Source organism: Pararhizobium sp. P1_E7 (assembly GCF_056405855.1).
This window is the reverse complement of sequence record NZ_JBFUBH010000001.1, coordinates 277,637-294,346: the sequence shown is the minus strand read 5'-3', so window position 1 is coordinate 294,346 and position 16,710 is coordinate 277,637. Positions and strand designations below refer to the sequence as shown.

The window sequence follows — 16,710 nt, the reverse complement described above, 5'->3', positions numbered from 1 at the left end:
CATGAACGGATCAGAGCTGACCGATCGTGATCTCGTCTTCGCTGGCGATCGCCAGCGCGTTGCGCAGCGGCAGACCGAATTCGGACGCCTCGATTTCGAAGATATCGCCCGCTTCGGTCTTGATGCCATCGCCGAAGGACAGCGTCGCCGTCCCGAACATATGGACATGGACATCGCCCGGCGCACGGAAAATTCCATACTTGAAGTGGTGATATTCGAGATTGGCGAAAGTATGGGACATGTTGGCTTCGCCCGACAGGAACGGCTTTTCCCAGAGAACCGTGCCATCGCGGATGATGCGCGAGCTGCCGCGAATGTCGGCGGGCGCCTCGCCGACCCGGATTTCCGGACCGAAGCTTGCAGGCCGCAGCTTGGAATGGGCGAGATAGAGATAGTTGACCCGTTCGGTCACGTGGTCGGAAAATTCGTTGGCGACCGCAAAGCCGATGCGGAACGGTGCGCCCTTGTCGGAGATCACGTAGATGCCGGCCATTTCCGGTTCTTCGCCACCGTCCTCGGCAAAGGACGGCGAGACGAGTTCCCCGCCTGGAGCAACTGTCTGCGAGCCGTTGCCCTTGTAGAACCATTCGGGCTGCACGCCCTTCTCGCCCGGCTTCGGCTTGCCGCCTTCCAGACCCATCTTGAACATTTTCATCGTATCGGTGGCGCCTTCCTCGACCTTCGACACCGCGGCATGCATCGCATCGCGCGTCGATGCGGAGCCGAGATGGGTGAGACCGGTACCCGTCAGATGCAGATGCGCGTCATCCGGATGAGTGATCGGCGGCAGGAAAAGCCCCTTGGCATAGACGTCCTGAAGATCGACTTCGTCGCCAAGACCATGGGCCGCGACGACGGCCTTCAGGCTCTTGCCCGAATTGGCTGCTTCCATCGCCAGCGTGTAGACGCTGGCCGCACCCTTCACGGCGCGGGCGCCCTCGCCCAATTCACGAACGGCCACCGTGATCGAGCCATCATTGTTCTTCACCTGAGAAATCAGCACAGCCTTGTCCTTTTCTAGATCCGGGCGGTTTGATCGGCGTCCAGCGGCTGGCTTTCGGCAACAACAACCCGTTGGGAAACATGACACATGCTCCCGTTCATGGCGGCAAGCCGCCGTTCTCGTTATGATGCGCGGGCCGGAGCATCGCGCCAAACGTCAGCGCGACAACCGCTCCGGCACCCGTTTGCGCAGTCAGGAAACCTGACGCGCGGGACCAACCGGAACCGGTCAGCCCTTGTTCTTGTTGTAGACGTCGAAGAACACGGCAGCGAGGAGCACGAGGCCCTTGACCAGCTGCTGGTAGTCGATGCCGAGGCCCATGATCGACATACCGTTGTTCATGACACCCATGATCAGAGCGCCGATAACAGCGCCGGTGATCTTGCCGACGCCGCCCGACGCCGAAGCGCCGCCGATGAAGCAGGCCGCGATGACGTCAAGTTCGAAGCCGACACCGGCCTTCGGGGTCGCCGAATTCAGGCGTGCCGCGATGATCATGCCGGCAAGAGCCGCAAGCACGCCCATGTTGACGAAGGTGTAGAAGGTCAGCCGTTCGGTGTTGATGCCGGACAGCTTTGCCGCCTTCTCGTTGCCGCCCATTGCGTAGATGCGGCGGCCAATCGTCGAGCGGGTGGTGACGAACGTGTAGAGCGCGATGAGCAGGGCCATGACGATCAGGACGTTCGGGAAGCCCTTGTAGGTCGAGAGCTGGAAGCCGAGGAAAATCGCCACGCCGGCAATGATCGCCATCTGGCCGGCAAAGAACGCAAAGGGCTCGTTTTCCGTGCCGTGCCTTTCATTGGTCCGGCGATCGCGCAGACCGTAGTAAATGGCCAAAGCAACCAGCGCCACCACGACGACAAGCGAGAAGAAGTTGGTGATCGTGCCGGGCAGCGGATTGAGGAAATACAGGAAGTCAGGGACGAAGCCGGTCGACAGCGACTGGAAATCCTTCGGGAACGGACCGATCGGCCGATTCTGCAGGATGAGGTAGGTCAGACCGCGAAAAACGAGCATGCCGGCCAGTGTCACGATGAACGCCGGGATTTTCTGGTAGGCAACCCAGTACCCTTGCGCTGCCCCCACGAGACCGCCCAAAATCAGGCAAAGCGGCACGACGACGGAGAAATGAATCCCCCATTTGACCAGCATGATCGCCGATAGGCCGCCGGTGAAGGCGACGATCGAGCCGACCGACAGATCGATATGGCCGGCAACAATGATCAACAGCATGCCCAGCGCCATGATGACGATGAAGGAATTCTGCAGGATGAGGTTGGTCAGGTTGACCGGGCGGAACAGAACGCCATCAGTCAAATACTGAAAGAAAAGCATGATGACCACGAGCGCGACGAGCAGGCCGTATTCGCGGATATTGTTCTTGAGATATTCCCCGATGGAGGGCGTGGTTTTCTGAGCGCTGGTTTCGGCGACCATTAGTGTTTCTCCCCGGAGCGCATGATGGCGCGCATAATGGATTCCTGGCTTGCTTCCTGCTTCGAAAGCTCGGCGACGATGCGGCCTTCGTTCATCACGTAGATCCGGTCGCAGGTTCCGAGAAGTTCGGGCATTTCCGATGAGATCATCAGGATACCCTTACCCTCTGCGGCAAGCTGATTAATGATGGTATAGATTTCATACTTCGCCCCGACATCGATGCCGCGCGTCGGCTCGTCGAGGATCAGTACTTCCGGCGTGGTGAACAACCACTTGGACAGGACGACCTTCTGCTGGTTGCCACCCGACAGATTGACGGCTTCCTGATAGATCGAATGGGACCGGATACGCAGTTTCGACCGGTAGTCGGTCGCAACCTTGCGCTCCTTGTGGTCATCGATCACGCCGTTGCTTGCAACCGCATTCAGATTGGCAAGCGTCGTATTGTGCATGATGTTGTTGTTCAGCACCAAGCCGAGCTGCTTGCGGTCTTCGGTCACATAGGCAAGGCCGGCATCGATGGCGCGCGGGATGGTGCTGACATCAACGAGCTTGCCATGCATGTGAACTTCGCCGGTGATCTTGTGACCCCAGGACTTGCCGAAGATGCTCATCACCGTTTCCGTGCGGCCGGCACCCATGAGGCCGGCAATGCCGACGACTTCGCCGGCGCGCACGTTGAAATTGACGTCGTGCAGGAACTGGCGGTCGCGGTGCTGCTGGTGGAAGACGTTCCAGTTCTTCACTTCCAGCAGGATATCGCCGACCTTCGGCTCGCGCGGCGGGTAGCGGTCTTCCATATCGCGGCCGACCATGCCCTTGATGATCCGGTCTTCGCTGATGTCCTCGTTGTGACAGTTCAGCGTTTCCACCGTGCCGCCATCGCGCAGGATGGTGATCTTGTCGGCGACCTTCTTGATCTCGTTCAGCTTGTGCGAAATGATGATCGAGGTCATGCCCTGCTTGCGGAATTCCATCAGGAGCTTCAGAAGCGCGTCGGAATCGGTCTCGTTGAGCGAAGCCGTCGGTTCGTCGAGGATGAGCAGCCGGACCTTCTTGGACAGCGCCTTGGCGATCTCGACGAGCTGCTGCTTGCCGACGCCGATATCGGTGATACGGGCCGATGGCGCCTCTTTGAGGCCGACCTTTTCAAGCAGGCCCTGCGTGCGCTGAAAAGTCTGCTTCCAGTCGATGACGCCGTTGGTGGCGATCTCGTTGCCGAGAAAGATATTTTCGGCAATCGACAGCAGCGGCACCAACGCCAGCTCCTGGTGAATGATGATGATGCCGAGATGCTCGCTATCCGAAATCGTCGAGAAATGGCGAACTTCACGGTCGTAATGGATTTCGCCGTCATAGGTTCCAGCGGGATAGACACCGCTCAAAACCTTCATCAGCGTTGATTTGCCGGCTCCGTTTTCGCCGACCAGCGCGTGAATTTCACCCTCGTGAACCTTCAGGTTGACGTTGTCCAAGGCCTTGACGCCCGGAAACGTCTTGGTGATGCCCCGCATTTCGAGAATGATGTTGTCCATGTTCAGGTAATCCTGCGGCAGTCCGTGAATGATGAGGCCAGACGCAACGACAATACAAGTCTCTCATCAAGATAAAAGGGCCCGCAACTGATCGCGGGCCCCGGATGGAAAAGACGGGATCAGTTGTTGATCTGGTCTTCCGTGTAGTAGCCAGCACCGACCAGAACGTCCTTGACGTTGGTCTTGTCAACAGCGACCGGCTTCAGGAGGTAGGACGGAACAACCTTGACGCCGTTGTCGTAGGTCTTGGTGTCGTTGATTTCCGGCTCCTTGCCGCCAATGATGGAGTCCGTCATCGAGACGGCAACCTTGGCAAGCTCGCGGGTATCCTTGAAGATCGAGGAATACTGTTCGCCAGCGAGGATCGACTTGACCGACGGAAGTTCGGCGTCCTGACCGGTAACGATCGGCATCGGCATGTCGCCGGAACCGTAGCCAACACCCTTCAGAGCCGAGATGATGCCGATGGAGAGACCATCGTAAGGCGACAGAACGCCGTCAACCTTGGCATCGGTGTAGGTCGAGGACAGCAGGTTTTCCATGCGGGCCTGTGCAACAGCACCGTCCCAACGCAGCGTGCCGACCTTTTCCATGCCCGTCTGGCCGGACTTGACGACGATCTTCTTGGCATCGATCAGCGGCTGCAGAACCGACATCGCACCATCGTAGAAGAAGAAGGCGTTGTTATCATCCGGCGAACCGCCGAACAGTTCAACATTCTTCGGCTCGGTCGCGCCGTCGAGCTTGAGGCCCTGTACCAGCGTCGTTGCCTGCAGAACGCCAACCTGGAAGTTGTCGAACGTTGCATAGTAGTCGACATTGCCGGAATCGCGGATCAGGCGGTCGTAAGCGATGACCTTGACGCCAGCTTCGTGAGCCTTGGCCAGGATGTCGGAGAGCGTCGTACCGTCGATGGCGCCGATGATCAGAACCTTGGCACCCTTGGTGACCATGTTTTCGATCTGGGCCAGCTGGTTCGGAATGTCGTCGTCAGCAAACTGCAGGTCCGGGGTATAGCCGGCTTCCTTGAACAGCTTTTCCATCGTCTCGCCGTCGGAAATCCAGCGGGTCGAGGTCTTGGTTGGCATCGAGATGCCGACGGTGCCCTTGTCCTGGGCGATCGCCGGAACGACGAACGACGCCACGCTGAGCGCTGCGGCGGCGAGAAGCGAAGTAACTAATCTCATATATCTCTCCCTGAGTGTTGATCCAGGCGGCAGCCAGCCGGCCTCGATATGCAGCGCTTCGCGTTGCCGAGAGACTAAAGTCCCTTGGCGGAGGTTTAAGGGGTGAAAGAAAGCCCTCCCAGGCCTTACACGCTCCCAAGCACGCTGGCGCACATCGCCGCAAACTGGAATCAAACATCATAACTGTCAAATACAATATAAGTGTATCCTCATCACAATTTTGATATATTAAGACACAACAGTGTGACTTTTTGCACATGCGAAGGGATTTTTCTCGGAATAGGAGTAAAATATGGACGATTCAGCGCCACTCTCATCCGTGGCTGTGGATTATTCGGAGCGCGGAATTTTTCGCCTAGGCTTAAAAATGAGTCATCTGCAGCTGATTCTCGCCATCGAAGAACATGGTCAGATTAGCGCAGCGGCCGATTCTCTGAGCATTTCTCAACCGGCAGCGTCGCGCATGCTGAGCGAAGTCGAGACGATTGTGAAGGCGCCTCTGTGTGCCCGCGTCGCCCGCGGCGTCGAACTGACGCAATATGGCAGGGCGCTGGCGCGGCGGGCGCGCACGATCTTTTTGGAACTTCGGGAAACGACGCGCGAGATCAACGAACTGAAGACCGGCAGCGGCGGCTCGGTCTCGTTGGGTTCTGTCACGGGACCTGCCCTTAACCTGGCCGTTCCGGCCATCCGCCAGGTCTCGACCGCCTATCCCGGCATCGAAATCAATATTCAGGTCGAAAACAGCAATGTGCTTGTGCGCGAGCTGCTGGCAGCCCGGCACGACTTCGTCATCGGCCGGATACCGGACGACATGGATCCCCGGCAATTCAACCTGATCGAGATCGGCGAGGAAGATGTCTGCCTGATCGTCCGGGCGGGTCATCCGCTGCTCGACAAGGGCATTATCAGCTCAGCCGATCTTCCCGGTTACGACTGGGTTTTCCAGCCATCGGGAACGCTGCTGCGGCGTGCCGTCGAGGACAGCTTTCTGTCGGCCGGTACGCCGCTGCCCGCGACCATTATCAACACGTCATCGACGATTCTGACGGTTTCCATCGTCCACCACACCAATGCCATCGCTCCCGTCGCCCGCGACGTTGCCACTCTGATTGCCGGAAGCGGTAGCCAGGCGGGCGAGATCCGCGTGCTTCCGACAGATTTCAACATCAAGATCCGGCCCTACAGCCTGATCACCGCACGCGGCCGGGCGCTGCCGCCGAGCGCCAAGCTTCTCTACGACCTGATCCTGAAGCAGAGCACCGCCTGATCAGGCCCGCAAAACCCTGACATGCTCTAAAGCTGGAAAAGTGGAGAGGCAGATGTTCGGGATGTCGGTGTTCCAATCGGTTCTGGAGCGGTTGAAGGCGGAAGAGGACGGCGACGAGGTGGCCTCGAAAGAGGACCGGCCGTCCGCCGCCATACGCGGCTTCAACGCGGGCTGGGTGGGCAATCCTTTGGCGTCGGCGATGACCGGCGACGGAGCGGTTCAGCGCGCCTATTTCGATATGGCAAGCGATGCAATGCTCGCCCCCGCCAAGCCTGTGCCCAAACCGGTCATGCCGGAGCATCTCGGCAGGGTCGGCCCGGAACAGATTGCCGCCGACCTGGCGCTGACGGAGATGGAGACACCCCAGACACTGGCCGATAAACGCCGCCGTTTTGCCGCTGAAAACCACCCGGATCGCCATGATCCCGACTACCGGACCAATGCCACACTGCGCATGAAAGTCGCCAACATGCTTATCGACGAAGCGCAAAGGCGGTTACGCCAGATGCAGCGTCGGTGACATCAGGCAGGGTCGTCGGTCTTTGTTTCTTCGGCAGCCCCGGTCTTCGGCTTGAAAAAGATGATCAGCACGCAGGCCGTATAGGCAGAGACTGCCAGGAAGATCATCCCCCAGGTGTCCGCTCCGTTCCAGAATTCGACGGCAGTCCACACACAGCAGAGCATCACGATCAGAAGCCGGACCCAAAGCGGCTTGTAGAACGGATGATCCGGATCGATGAACTTCATCATGAAAACTGTCCTTGAGGATGTGCCCGGCCATTCGGGCCCTGCATCAAAGGCCACAGCTTTATGTCCAAATGGACATTTGCCGCAAGAGCCCGAACGGTTTAACAGCTTGACGGCGACGGCGTAAATAGAATAAATATTCTGAAAATTAACATCGTTTCGTTTTCATTCCGATTTCACATGCGCCGAGGAGATATCGCTCCATACGCGCTCGGGAGACAAGACGAACAGGGAGAGAGATTACACCGCCCGCAACTTGGCGGATCGGCAAATGCCGGAAACCACCTCAAGAGCATCAGCGCGGACCTGTCTTCCGCAACGCCTGTCCGGAGTGAGCGTCATCACCCCGTCCCTTCGCGGCGCTTTGCCGCTCGTCAAAAAGAGATGAACATGACCGTCAGATTTGGTCTTCTCGGCGCCGGCCGTATCGGCAAGGTTCACGCCAAAGCCGTCAGCGGCAATCCGGATGCCGTCCTCGTTGCCGTTGCCGATGCCTTTCCCGAAGCAGCCAACGCGATCGCCAAGCAATATGGCTGTGCTGTCCGCACGATCGAGGAGATCGAAAAGTCCGCGGATATCGATGCCGTCGTCATCTGCACTCCGACGGATACCCATGCCGACCTGATCGAGCGTTTCGCCCGCGCCGGCAAGGCGATCTTCTGCGAAAAGCCGATCGATCTCGACGTCGGCCGCGTGCGCGAATGCATGAAGGTTGTCGAAGAGACCAAGGGCAAGCTGATGGTTGGCTTCAACCGCCGCTTCGATCCGCATTTCATGGCGGTGCGCAAGGCGATCGACGACGGCAAGATCGGCACGGTCGAAATGGTCACGATCATCTCGCGCGATCCCGGCGCCCCGCCCGTCGATTATATCAAGCGTTCCGGCGGCATTTTCCGCGACATGACCATCCATGATTTCGACATGGCCCGCTTCCTGCTGGGTGAAGAACCCGTCATCGTCACGGCCCATGCGGCTGTGCTCGTCGATCCGGAGATCGGCAAGGCCGGCGACTATGACAGCGTCTCGGTCATTCTGGAGACCGCCTCCGGCAAGCAGGCGATCATCTCCAATTCCCGCCGCGCCACCTACGGCTACGACCAGCGCATCGAAGTGCACGGGTCGAAGGGCGTCGTCTCCGCCGAGAATCAGCGCGCCGTCTCAATCGAGATCGCCAATGGTGACGGCTATACCCGCCCGCCGCTGCATGATTTCTTCATGACGCGCTACACCGAAGCCTATGCCAACGAAATCGCCGGCTTCATCTCCGCGATCGAAAAGGGCACGAAGATCACACCTTCCGGCGCCGACGGCCTTGCAGCGCTGGCACTCGCCGACGCCGCCGTGAAGTCCGTGACGGAAAAGCGCCAGATCCGCATCGACGCCTGATCGACAGGGTTGAACGCTGAAAGGCCGGGTTTGCCCGGCCTTTCGTGTATCAAGCCTGATCTGCCGCCGGTGGCAACGGCCTGAAGGCGGCTATATCGTGATCCATATCGGTCAAGGCCCGATCCAAATGCCCATCGAAGACCAGCCTCTGTTCGTCGAAGATCACCGAAATCTCCGGCCGGCCCTGGAGGCGGACCTCATGCGATTGCTCAAGCCCCTCATCGATGCCGCGCTGCAACAGATCGAAGTAGCGCGTTCCCGGCCCGGTTATGGAGATCGGCATGCGGTCGTAAAGGCTCAGCAGCCGGGAAAGGCCGTTGCCGAGCGCTATGCCTGCCTGCCGGAAGGCGTAGCCAGCCATGCGGTTTCCCTGGCGCGCACTGGTGGCGATCTTGTCCATTTCGGCCAGCGGCACGAATTTGGCCGGGATCGTATCGGGCGGCACTTCAAACGCAGAGCGCAGAATGCCGTAGAATCCGGCGGTTGCCTCGATGCAGCCGAAGGAGCCGCAGCGGCAAAGGCAACCGTTGGCAGCGTGCAGCATGTGGCCGAAATTGGGAGCCGTCACCTCCAGCTCGCCGAACCGGTCCTTGCGGGCAATGCCAAGCCCGATACTGTGTCCAAGCGACAAAGCGGCAAGTCCGCGGAACGAATCGGCCTGGCTTGCATCCGCCTTCATCCCCAGTGCCTGCGCGACCAAAAGGGTTTCGTTGTTCAGCGTGACCTTGGCGCGCCATCGAGGCGCCAGCAGCGAAACGAAATCGATCTGCTCGCCGCCAAACACCGGCGACCACAAAAGCCGCTTGCCATCGGCATCGACGGTGCCCTTGCTGGAGATCGAGACGGCGAGAACTTGTGCCTTGTCCAATTGCGACCGTTCAATGAGGCGGTCCAGCGCAACGAGGAATCCCTCGGCAAAGGGCTGCGTTCCGGCAACCTTATGATTGCGCGGCTCCTCGAAACGGTCGATCAGCCGGCCGGAATAATCCACAAGCGAATATTGCACGACATCCGAGGAGATGCGCACGGCGATCAGAAAGCCGCTGTCGCGACGCTGCGCAAACAGCACCCGCGGCCGTCCGCGTCCAGACGAGGCTTGCTGTTCCGCCTTCTCGATGACCCCTGCCCGCTCCAGTTCGGCGGTGATCGCCGAAACCGTCGCAGAGGCCAAGCCGGTATGTTCGGATATATCGGTATGAGACAGCGGCCCAAGGCGCCGCAACGTCGCAAGCACGAGCGCGCTGTTTTGCTGGCGCACCAATTCGGTGCTTGATTTGCTCAGCATTGCGCATCCCTGTGATTCACGAATTCCACAAACACATGCTCCTCCCAAAGCATCTGCCCGATGTCAAACTGCATTATCCAAAGCGTTATTGACAGCCCTGAAAAACTCTGACATCTATTTTCTCGACTGTCGAGAAAAAACTCTTTCGGGTTGACGACAGGCAATTTTGCTGGCCGGGGGCCGTGCGGGAGGTTCGCACGGACGGCCAGCGGTCACTTGGGAGGACTTCATGAAATCAGTTTTGACACTGATGGCAGGCGCTGCCATCATCGTATCCCTGCACACTGCAGCCATGGCCAAGGATCTGGTCGTCGGCGTTTCCTGGTCGAACTTCCAGGAAGAACGCTGGAAGACCGACGAAGCCGCCATCAAGGCAGCCCTCGAAGCATCTGGCGACAAGTACATTTCCGCTGACGCCCAGGCATCGGCTGCAAAGCAGCTGACCGACATCGAATCGCTGATCGCCCAGGGCGCCAACGCCATCATCGTTCTGGCGCAGGATTCGGAAGCCATCGGCCCGGCCATCGAAAAGGCTGCTGCTGAAGGTATTCCGGTCGTCGGCTATGACCGCCTGATCGAAAACCCGGCCGCCTACTACATCACCTTCGACAACAAGGAAGTCGGCCGCATGCAGGCTGCCGAAGTGTTCAAGGTCAAGCCGGAAGGCAACTACGTCTTCATCAAGGGCGCATCGACAGACCCGAATGCAGACTTCCTGTTCTCCGGCCAGATGGAAGTGCTCAAGGCCGCCATGGACGCAGGCAAGATCAAGAATGTCGGCGAAGCCTATACGGACGGCTGGAAGCCGGAAGCTGCCCAGAAGAACATGGAACAGTTCCTGACTGCCAACGACAACAAGGTGGACGGCGTCGTCTCCTCGAATGACGGCATGGCCGGCGGTGTTGTCGCAGCGCTCGAAGCCCAGGGCCTCGCAGGCTCGGTTCCGGTTTCGGGCCAGGATGGCGACAAGGCCGCTCTGAACCGCGTCGCCCTTGGTACCCAGACCGTATCCGTCTGGAAGGATAGCCGCGAACTCGGCAAGAAGGCCGGCGAAATCGCCGTAGCCCTTGCTGGCGGCGCTTCGATGGACTCCATCCCCGGCACTGTCAAGTTCTCCGGCGGCCCGAAGGGCGTCGAAATGCAGTCGTTCTTCATTGCGCCGCAGCCGATCACCAAGGAAAACCTGAACGTCGTCATCGACGCCGGCTGGATTTCCAAGGAAGAAACCTGCCAGGGCGTGAAGGCCGGAACCGTTGCGGTCTGCAACTGATCCGAACCTGAACATGGGCAAATAAGGTCCCGTCACGAGCGCCGCAGCGATCACGTTGCGGCGCTTCTCCGATGTGCGGTACTTTAAACACAAGAATAAAGGGGGAGTAATCAGCAAATGGCGAACACCACCATTGCAACGCCTTCCAGCAGCGTGCGCCAAACACAGGGAACCGCCCTGCAGCGGTTCCTGCAGGCGACCGAGATCGATACCCGGCTTCTCGGGATGATCGCAGCGCTGCTGTGCATCTGGCTCGGCTTTCAATATTTCACCGGCGGGCTTTTCCTGACACCGCGCAATCTGTGGAACCTCACGGTCCAGGCTGCGTCGGTCTCGGTCATGGCAACGGGCATGGTGCTCGTCATCGTCACCCGCAATATCGACCTGTCGGTCGGCTCGATCCTCGGCTTTGTCGGCATGATCATGGCAATCACGCAGGCGAAAATCCTGCCGCCGCTGATCGGCTTCGACAATCCAGCCACCTGGATCATTGCGCTCACGGTCGGCATCGCGCTTGGAACCGCCATCGGCGCGTTTCAGGGCATTATCATCGCCTTTCTCAATGTCCCCGCCTTCATCGTCACCCTCGGCGGCCTGCTGATCTGGCGCGCTGCGGCCTTCCTCGTCATCTCCGGTGCAACCGTTGCCCCGATGGACTCGACATTCCGCCTGATGGGCGGCGGCGCGGAAGGATCGATCGGCGCCACGGCAAGCTGGGTCGTCGGTGTCATCGCCTGCGTCATCATCGTCGCCTCGATCATCAACTCACGCAAGCAGCGCAAGCGCTTCGGCTTTCCGCTGCGTCCGATGTGGGCGGAATACTTTCTCTCGTTCGTCGGCTGCGTCATGGTGCTGGCCGCCGTCTGGGTGCTCAACAGCTATTACATGCCGGTCAACCTCGCCAAGAAATATGCCGAGGCCAACAACATCCCCTGGCCTGAAGGCGGGCTGCAGATCCCGCTCGGCATCGCCATTCCGGTCCTGATGGCCGTCGGTATCGCCATCGCCATGAGTTTCCTCACCACCCGTACCCGCTTTGGCCGCTATGTCTTTGCAATCGGCGGCAATCCGGAAGCGGCGGAACTGGCCGGCATCAAGACACGCTGGGTGACGGTGCGCATCTTCGCGCTGATGGGCGCGCTCTGTGCCATCGCTGCCGCCATCTCGACGGCCCGCCTGAACGCCGCAACGAATGCGCAGGGCACGCTCGACGAACTCTATACGATCGCTGCGGCCGTCATCGGCGGCACATCGCTCGCTGGCGGCATGGGGACGATCTCGGGAGCGGTTCTCGGAGCCATCGTCATGCAGTCGCTGCAGTCCGGCATGGTGCTGTTGCGCATCGACACACCGCTGCAAAGCATCGTCATCGGCATCGTGCTGGTCATGGCCGTCTGGCTGGATACCGTTTATCGCGGCCGAGCCAAGTAGAGGAGTTCGAACAATGACGGAACAACGCACTCCCCTGGTGGAAATGAAGAACATTTCCATCTCCTTTGGCGGCATCCACGCCGTCGACAATGCCTCGGTCGATCTCTATCCAGGCGAAGTCGTCGCATTGCTTGGCCATAACGGCGCCGGCAAGTCGACACTGATCAAGATCCTGTCTGGCGCCTACAAGCGCGACGCCGGCGAGATCCTGATCAATGGCGAGCCGGTCCACATTAGCAACCCGCGCGATGCCAAGGCCTACGGCATCGAGACGATCTACCAGACACTCGCCGTCGCCGACAACGTCGATGCCGCTGCCAACCTCTACCTCGGCCGCGAGCTGCGCACCCCCTGGGGCACGCTCGACGACGTGGCGATGGAAGCCAAGGCCCGCGAAGTGATGGGACGGCTCAATCCGAACTTCCGCCGCTTCAAGGAGCCGGTGAAAGCGCTTTCGGGCGGCCAGCGCCAGTCGGTCGCCATTGCCCGCGCCATCCTGTTCGACGCGCGCATCCTGATCATGGACGAGCCGACCGCCGCGCTCGGGCCACAGGAAACCGCACAGGTCGGCGAACTGATCAAGCAGCTGAAGCGCGAAGGCATCGGCATCTTCCTGATCAGCCACGACATCCACGATGTCTTCGACCTCGCCGACCGCGTCTCGGTGATGAAGAACGGCCAGGTCGTTGGCCATGCCCGCACCGAGGACGTCACCAAGGACGAGGTTCTGGGGATGATCATTCTCGGCAAGGTCCCGCCGAAAGCCATCGCCGGCCCCGGCGCCATGCAGACGGCTTGAGTTTCCCTTCTGTCCGAAAATCCGATGCCGCGCTCAAAGAGCGCGGCATTTTTTTCATGCCGGCATATCGTGCAGAGTGCCACTCCTCCGCCCTGGCAGCCGGCGCGAACTGGACCGCATTCAATCCACGGGATTTTCCTGCTGCCGGTACGCTTTCACCATTGATGCGCCGTCTATCCTAGGCTATGAACCGGGCACAGCCTGCTTCGACGCCTTGCCGTCGCGGATGCACCCGTAGCTCAGCTGGATAGAGTGCTGCCCTCCGAAGGCAGAGGTCACTGGTTCGAATCCAGTCGGGTGCACCAATTACCACCATTCCAGAACAAAGCTGCGCAGCCCGGTGGGCACCTGACTCATTTGCATGGGCCTGCCTGGACCGACTGCTGATCGCAAGCCAGCTCGGGCGTGAATCACGGAATCCTACAGAACCCGATCTTAAAGAACGGCCTCCCCTGAGAGTCTTGCAAAACACATCAACAACATGTATACATGATGTTGATGAAAAGCCTACAAGCTACGATGAACCACTCGTTTATGGGCCAGCAGGCCGACAGCGCCCAGGATGTCGTCTACAGATGGCTGAAACAGCACGTTCTGACGCTGCCGCGCCATGAAGGAACGTTCTTGACGGAAGCCGAGGTATGCCGGGCGATTGGAATTTCGCGAACCCCCGTGCGCGAGGCATTGCTGCGGCTCGAATCGGATGGCCTGCTTAAAATCGTGCCGAAAAAGGGCGCGTATGTCCCGCCTATCACCGAGGCCGAGGTCGAAGCGGTCATGCAGGCTCGCGGCTTGGTCGAGGATTGGTGCGTGCGGCGTGCGGCTGTGTCGAACGAGCCGCTGGCGGCGCAGTTGGAACGGCTGGTGAGCCAGCAGGAGGAATGTCAGCAGACACCGGTGAAGTTCATCGAGTACGACCGGGAGTTTCACCGGGCGATCGTACGCAGCGCCGGCAACCCGATCCTGGCTGACTTCTATGAGAGCCTGCGGGATCGCCAGTTACGAATGGGACTGCTCGCGATCGCGGCCTCCGAGGCACGTAGTGGCACCGTACTGGCCGAACATACTGCCATCGTCCAGGCGGTTCGCTTAGGGGATCCTGAGCGCGCGGCGGCCGCGATGGCACTGCATTTATCCAACACACTCATTGCCCTGCGACTGCCGATTGCGAATTTTTAGCCACGCGGCCCTGCCGATGCGCGGGGAGCCCGGCAATGGAAATGTGGTGCAAGTGCCCGGCGGGGCGATGATCGCGCATGGTCCGCGAGCAAATGCGGAGAAGACTGTTGTTATCCTGATTGCCTGAGTGGAGAGGGAAATGATTGTCGAGCCGGAAACCGTTGTCAATCTACGTGCGTTCCGACAGGCGTTGGGTCAGTTTCCCACCGGCGTCTGCGTCGTGACCTGCATAGTGGACAGGGAGCGGCTCGGTATGACCATGAGCTCATTCAATTCCGTGTCTCTCGATCCGCCCCTCGTTCTGTTCAGCGTCGATCGCCGGGCTGCGAGCCTGCCCTTGTGGGAGAAGGCCGAAAGCTACGCCATCAATGTCTTGTCTGAAAATCAAAAGGACGTTTCCAATCGGTTTGCGAGATCGCTTTCCAAGAAGTGGGAAGGCGTAAGAGTTGCGAACGGAAGCTCGGATGCGCCGGTGTTGCCAGGCGTTGCCGCCGTGTTCGAGTGCGCTCCCTGGGCTAGGCACGACGGTGGCGACCACATCATCTTCATAGCGCGGGTGAATCGATTCCTGTCGTCCGCCGATCGCAGGCCGCTTGTATTCTGCCAAGGGCGCTACGCAGCGCTTGAGCCGACACAGTCCCTGGCGCCACTCTGGCCGCTCGACATTCACTACTGACGATAGGGAGGGAAACATGATCAAGACCGGCTCAAGGCATATCGAGACACTGAAGGACGGCAGGCAGGTCTACATCAACGGCCGACTGGCTGGAGATGTCACCGAGCATTCCGCCTTCCGACGGACGGTGAAGTCGATCGGAATGCTCTATGATTTCCAGGCCAGTCCGTACAACAGGGAGTTGATGACGTTCGAAGTGCCGGACGGCGGCGGGGAACGCGCCAATCGCATGTGGCAGCTACCGCGCAGCTATCAGGATCTGGTGGAGCGCCGAACGGCTCTCGAGGCCTGGACCGAACTTCATTGCGGCTTTCTGGGCCGTGCGCCCGACCATGTCGCTTCCTGCATCGCAGGGATGTACATGGGGATCGACGTGTTCAAGGCTTATGACGGCGCCCGCGCGGGAGCCATTGCCGACTACTATCGGTTTGCCCGGAACAACGAACTTTACCTCACCTATGTCATCATCAATCCCCAGGCCGATCGATCCAAAGCTGCAAACGAGCAGCAGGACCCGTTCCTCACCGCCGGTGTTGTTGACCAGGATAGCGAAGGCATAACGATCCGTGGCGCCAAGATGCTGGCAACGGGCAGCATCCTGGCGAATGAAGCGCTCGTCACATGCATCCAACCGCTGCGCGAGGGCGATGAGCGCTACGCCGTTTCCTTTGCGGTGCCGATGAATGCCAAGGGGATGAAAGTCCTGTCCCGCAAATCCTATGAGGAAAGTGCGACCAGCATCTTCGACAATCCGCTCGCCAGCCGCTTCGACGAGAATGACGCGGTGCTCTACTTCGACGATGTGAAGGTGCCGTGGGAGCGCGTGTTCGTCAATCAGGACATCGCCATGTGCCAGAAACAGTTCCACGCCACGCCGGCCCACGTCTACCAGAACTACCAGTCCCAGATTCGTCTCATGGTGAAGATGCGCTTCCTTGTCGGCATCGCAAAGCGCATTGCCGAGACGAACGGCGTCATCAGCTTCCCCCAAGTGAAGGAAACGCTTGGTTCGCTCGCGGCGCAAAATACCATGGTGGACGCCCTCGTCCATTCCATGGAGGTGAAAGGCCGGATGCGGGGCGATTATTTCATTCCCGACGGCCACACATTGTATTCCGCGCAGGTGCTGACCCAGCAACTCTATGCGCAGGTCATGGTGACCCTGCGCGAACTGGCTGGAGGGGGACTGATCATGCTGCCTTCGTCCGTCTCCGACTTCGCCAACGGCGAGTTGCGCGATTTGATCGGCAAGACGCAACAATCGCCTGTCGCGTCGTCGGAGGGACGCGTAAAATTCTTCAAGCTCGCTTGGGATGCAGTCGGCTCGGAATTCGCCTCGCGCCACACACAATACGAAATGTTCTATGCAGGCGCCACCTTCGTGACCAAGGGACACAGCTATCGCACGTTTGATTGGGATCGCTGCACGCAACTCGTCGATTACATGCTTGACAGCTATTCGCTCGAAGATGAGCTCTCCAACGAAAAGCAGACAGCTGCCTGAG

General features: G+C 59.6%; 15 protein-coding genes and 1 tRNA gene. 10 read left to right on the top strand and 6 right to left on the bottom strand.

All coding sequences use genetic code 11. The features are described 5' to 3' along the window. Nucleotides 1-10: 10 nt before the first annotated feature. From araD1 to chvE, 4 genes are all read right to left on the bottom strand, one after another. Complete coding sequence (gene araD1 / locus AC1D17_RS01355; RefSeq protein ID WP_477563629.1) at nt 11-1,003, bottom strand: AraD1 family protein; 993 nt, start codon at nt 1,001-1,003, stop codon at nt 11-13. A gap of 228 nt (nt 1,004-1,231) precedes the next feature. Then, nucleotides 1,232-2,440, bottom strand: coding sequence for a multiple monosaccharide ABC transporter permease (gene mmsB, locus AC1D17_RS01350; RefSeq protein ID WP_477563628.1), 1,209 nt, complete (start codon nt 2,438-2,440; stop codon nt 1,232-1,234). Continuing rightward, a complete protein-coding gene (mmsA, locus tag AC1D17_RS01345; protein WP_477563627.1) occupies nt 2,440-3,975 on the bottom strand; it encodes a multiple monosaccharide ABC transporter ATP-binding protein in 1,536 nt (511 codons plus the stop codon). Before mmsA ends, mmsB begins: the two co-directional genes overlap by 1 nt. 119 nt (nt 3,976-4,094) lie before the next feature. Then, nucleotides 4,095-5,162: a multiple monosaccharide ABC transporter substrate-binding protein gene (gene chvE / locus AC1D17_RS01340; RefSeq protein ID WP_477563626.1), complete on the bottom strand. Its 1,068-nt coding sequence runs from the start codon at nt 5,160-5,162 to the stop codon at nt 4,095-4,097. 292 nt (nt 5,163-5,454) lie between these two features. On the opposite strand from chvE, the gene AC1D17_RS01335 reads away from it, so the two are divergent. Continuing rightward, on the top strand, nt 5,455-6,432 hold the full coding sequence (locus AC1D17_RS01335) for a LysR family transcriptional regulator (RefSeq protein ID WP_477563625.1): 978 nt from the start codon (nt 5,455-5,457) through the stop codon (nt 6,430-6,432). Nucleotides 6,433-6,484: 52 nt separating this feature from the next. Next, the gene (locus AC1D17_RS01330; RefSeq protein ID WP_477563624.1) at nt 6,485-6,952 is read left to right on the top strand and encodes a hypothetical protein; all 468 of its coding nucleotides are present in this window, start codon (nt 6,485-6,487) and stop codon (nt 6,950-6,952) included. Between the two features lie 2 nt (nt 6,953-6,954). On the opposite strand, the gene AC1D17_RS01325 is transcribed toward AC1D17_RS01330, so the two are convergent. Beyond that, on the bottom strand, nt 6,955-7,182 hold the full coding sequence (locus AC1D17_RS01325) for a hypothetical protein (RefSeq protein ID WP_477563623.1): 228 nt from the start codon (nt 7,180-7,182) through the stop codon (nt 6,955-6,957). Nucleotides 7,183-7,569: 387 nt separating this feature from the next. On the opposite strand from AC1D17_RS01325, the gene iolG reads away from it, so the two are divergent. Then, the gene (gene iolG / locus AC1D17_RS01320; RefSeq protein ID WP_477563622.1) at nt 7,570-8,565 is read left to right on the top strand and encodes an inositol 2-dehydrogenase; all 996 of its coding nucleotides are present in this window, start codon (nt 7,570-7,572) and stop codon (nt 8,563-8,565) included. Between the two features lie 49 nt (nt 8,566-8,614). Here the strand turns inward: iolG and AC1D17_RS01315 are convergent, their stop codons facing one another. Continuing rightward, nucleotides 8,615-9,850, bottom strand: coding sequence for an ROK family transcriptional regulator (locus AC1D17_RS01315; protein ID WP_477563621.1), 1,236 nt, complete (start codon nt 9,848-9,850; stop codon nt 8,615-8,617). Between the two features lie 229 nt (nt 9,851-10,079). Between AC1D17_RS01315 and xylF the strand changes: the two genes are divergently transcribed. From xylF to AC1D17_RS01280, 7 genes are all read left to right on the top strand, one after another. Beyond that, a complete protein-coding gene (gene xylF, locus AC1D17_RS01310; RefSeq protein ID WP_264223415.1) occupies nt 10,080-11,120 on the top strand; it encodes a D-xylose ABC transporter substrate-binding protein in 1,041 nt (346 codons plus the stop codon). A gap of 117 nt (nt 11,121-11,237) precedes the next feature. Next, nucleotides 11,238-12,551: a sugar ABC transporter permease gene (locus AC1D17_RS01305; RefSeq protein ID WP_477563620.1), complete on the top strand. Its 1,314-nt coding sequence runs from the start codon at nt 11,238-11,240 to the stop codon at nt 12,549-12,551. Between the two features lie 13 nt (nt 12,552-12,564). Further along, on the top strand, nt 12,565-13,350 hold the full coding sequence (locus tag AC1D17_RS01300; RefSeq protein WP_477563619.1) for an ATP-binding cassette domain-containing protein: 786 nt from the start codon (nt 12,565-12,567) through the stop codon (nt 13,348-13,350). A gap of 228 nt (nt 13,351-13,578) precedes the next feature. Next, nucleotides 13,579-13,655 (top strand) — tRNA-Arg (locus AC1D17_RS01295). Nucleotides 13,656-13,839: 184 nt separating this feature from the next. Further along, nucleotides 13,840-14,529 (top strand): GntR family transcriptional regulator, encoded by a 690-nt coding sequence (locus tag AC1D17_RS01290; protein WP_477563618.1) that lies wholly within the window; start codon nt 13,840-13,842, stop codon nt 14,527-14,529. Between the two features lie 139 nt (nt 14,530-14,668). After that, nucleotides 14,669-15,205 carry a flavin reductase family protein gene (locus AC1D17_RS01285; RefSeq protein ID WP_477563617.1) on the top strand — a complete coding sequence of 179 codons (537 nt, stop codon included), beginning with the start codon at nt 14,669-14,671 and terminating at the stop codon, nt 15,203-15,205. 16 nt (nt 15,206-15,221) lie between these two features. Continuing rightward, the gene (locus tag AC1D17_RS01280; RefSeq protein WP_477563616.1) at nt 15,222-16,709 is read left to right on the top strand and encodes a 4-hydroxyphenylacetate 3-hydroxylase family protein; all 1,488 of its coding nucleotides are present in this window, start codon (nt 15,222-15,224) and stop codon (nt 16,707-16,709) included. The last annotated feature ends 1 nt before the right edge of the window (nt 16,710 follow it).

What these genes read in the sequence shown, in the direction of transcription:
- mmsA (WP_477563627.1), bottom strand. Translation starts at nt 3,975, where the DNA reads ATGGACAACATCATTCTCGAAATGCGGGGCATCACCAAGACGTTTCCG.
- AC1D17_RS01330 (WP_477563624.1), top strand. Translation starts at nt 6,485, where the DNA reads ATGTTCGGGATGTCGGTGTTCCAATCGGTTCTGGAGCGGTTGAAGGCG.
- chvE (WP_477563626.1), bottom strand. Translation starts at nt 5,162, where the DNA reads ATGAGATTAGTTACTTCGCTTCTCGCCGCCGCAGCGCTCAGCGTGGCG.
- iolG (WP_477563622.1), top strand. Translation starts at nt 7,570, where the DNA reads ATGACCGTCAGATTTGGTCTTCTCGGCGCCGGCCGTATCGGCAAGGTT.
- mmsB (WP_477563628.1), bottom strand. Translation starts at nt 2,440, where the DNA reads ATGGTCGCCGAAACCAGCGCTCAGAAAACCACGCCCTCCATCGGGGAA.
- AC1D17_RS01335 (WP_477563625.1), top strand. Translation starts at nt 5,455, where the DNA reads ATGGACGATTCAGCGCCACTCTCATCCGTGGCTGTGGATTATTCGGAG.
- xylF (WP_264223415.1), top strand. Translation starts at nt 10,080, where the DNA reads ATGAAATCAGTTTTGACACTGATGGCAGGCGCTGCCATCATCGTATCC.
- AC1D17_RS01300 (WP_477563619.1), top strand. Translation starts at nt 12,565, where the DNA reads ATGACGGAACAACGCACTCCCCTGGTGGAAATGAAGAACATTTCCATC.
- AC1D17_RS01290 (WP_477563618.1), top strand. Translation starts at nt 13,840, where the DNA reads ATGATGTTGATGAAAAGCCTACAAGCTACGATGAACCACTCGTTTATG.
- AC1D17_RS01325 (WP_477563623.1), bottom strand. Translation starts at nt 7,182, where the DNA reads ATGATGAAGTTCATCGATCCGGATCATCCGTTCTACAAGCCGCTTTGG.
- AC1D17_RS01285 (WP_477563617.1), top strand. Translation starts at nt 14,669, where the DNA reads ATGATTGTCGAGCCGGAAACCGTTGTCAATCTACGTGCGTTCCGACAG.
- AC1D17_RS01305 (WP_477563620.1), top strand. Translation starts at nt 11,238, where the DNA reads ATGGCGAACACCACCATTGCAACGCCTTCCAGCAGCGTGCGCCAAACA.
- AC1D17_RS01280 (WP_477563616.1), top strand. Translation starts at nt 15,222, where the DNA reads ATGATCAAGACCGGCTCAAGGCATATCGAGACACTGAAGGACGGCAGG.
- AC1D17_RS01315 (WP_477563621.1), bottom strand. Translation starts at nt 9,850, where the DNA reads ATGCTGAGCAAATCAAGCACCGAATTGGTGCGCCAGCAAAACAGCGCG.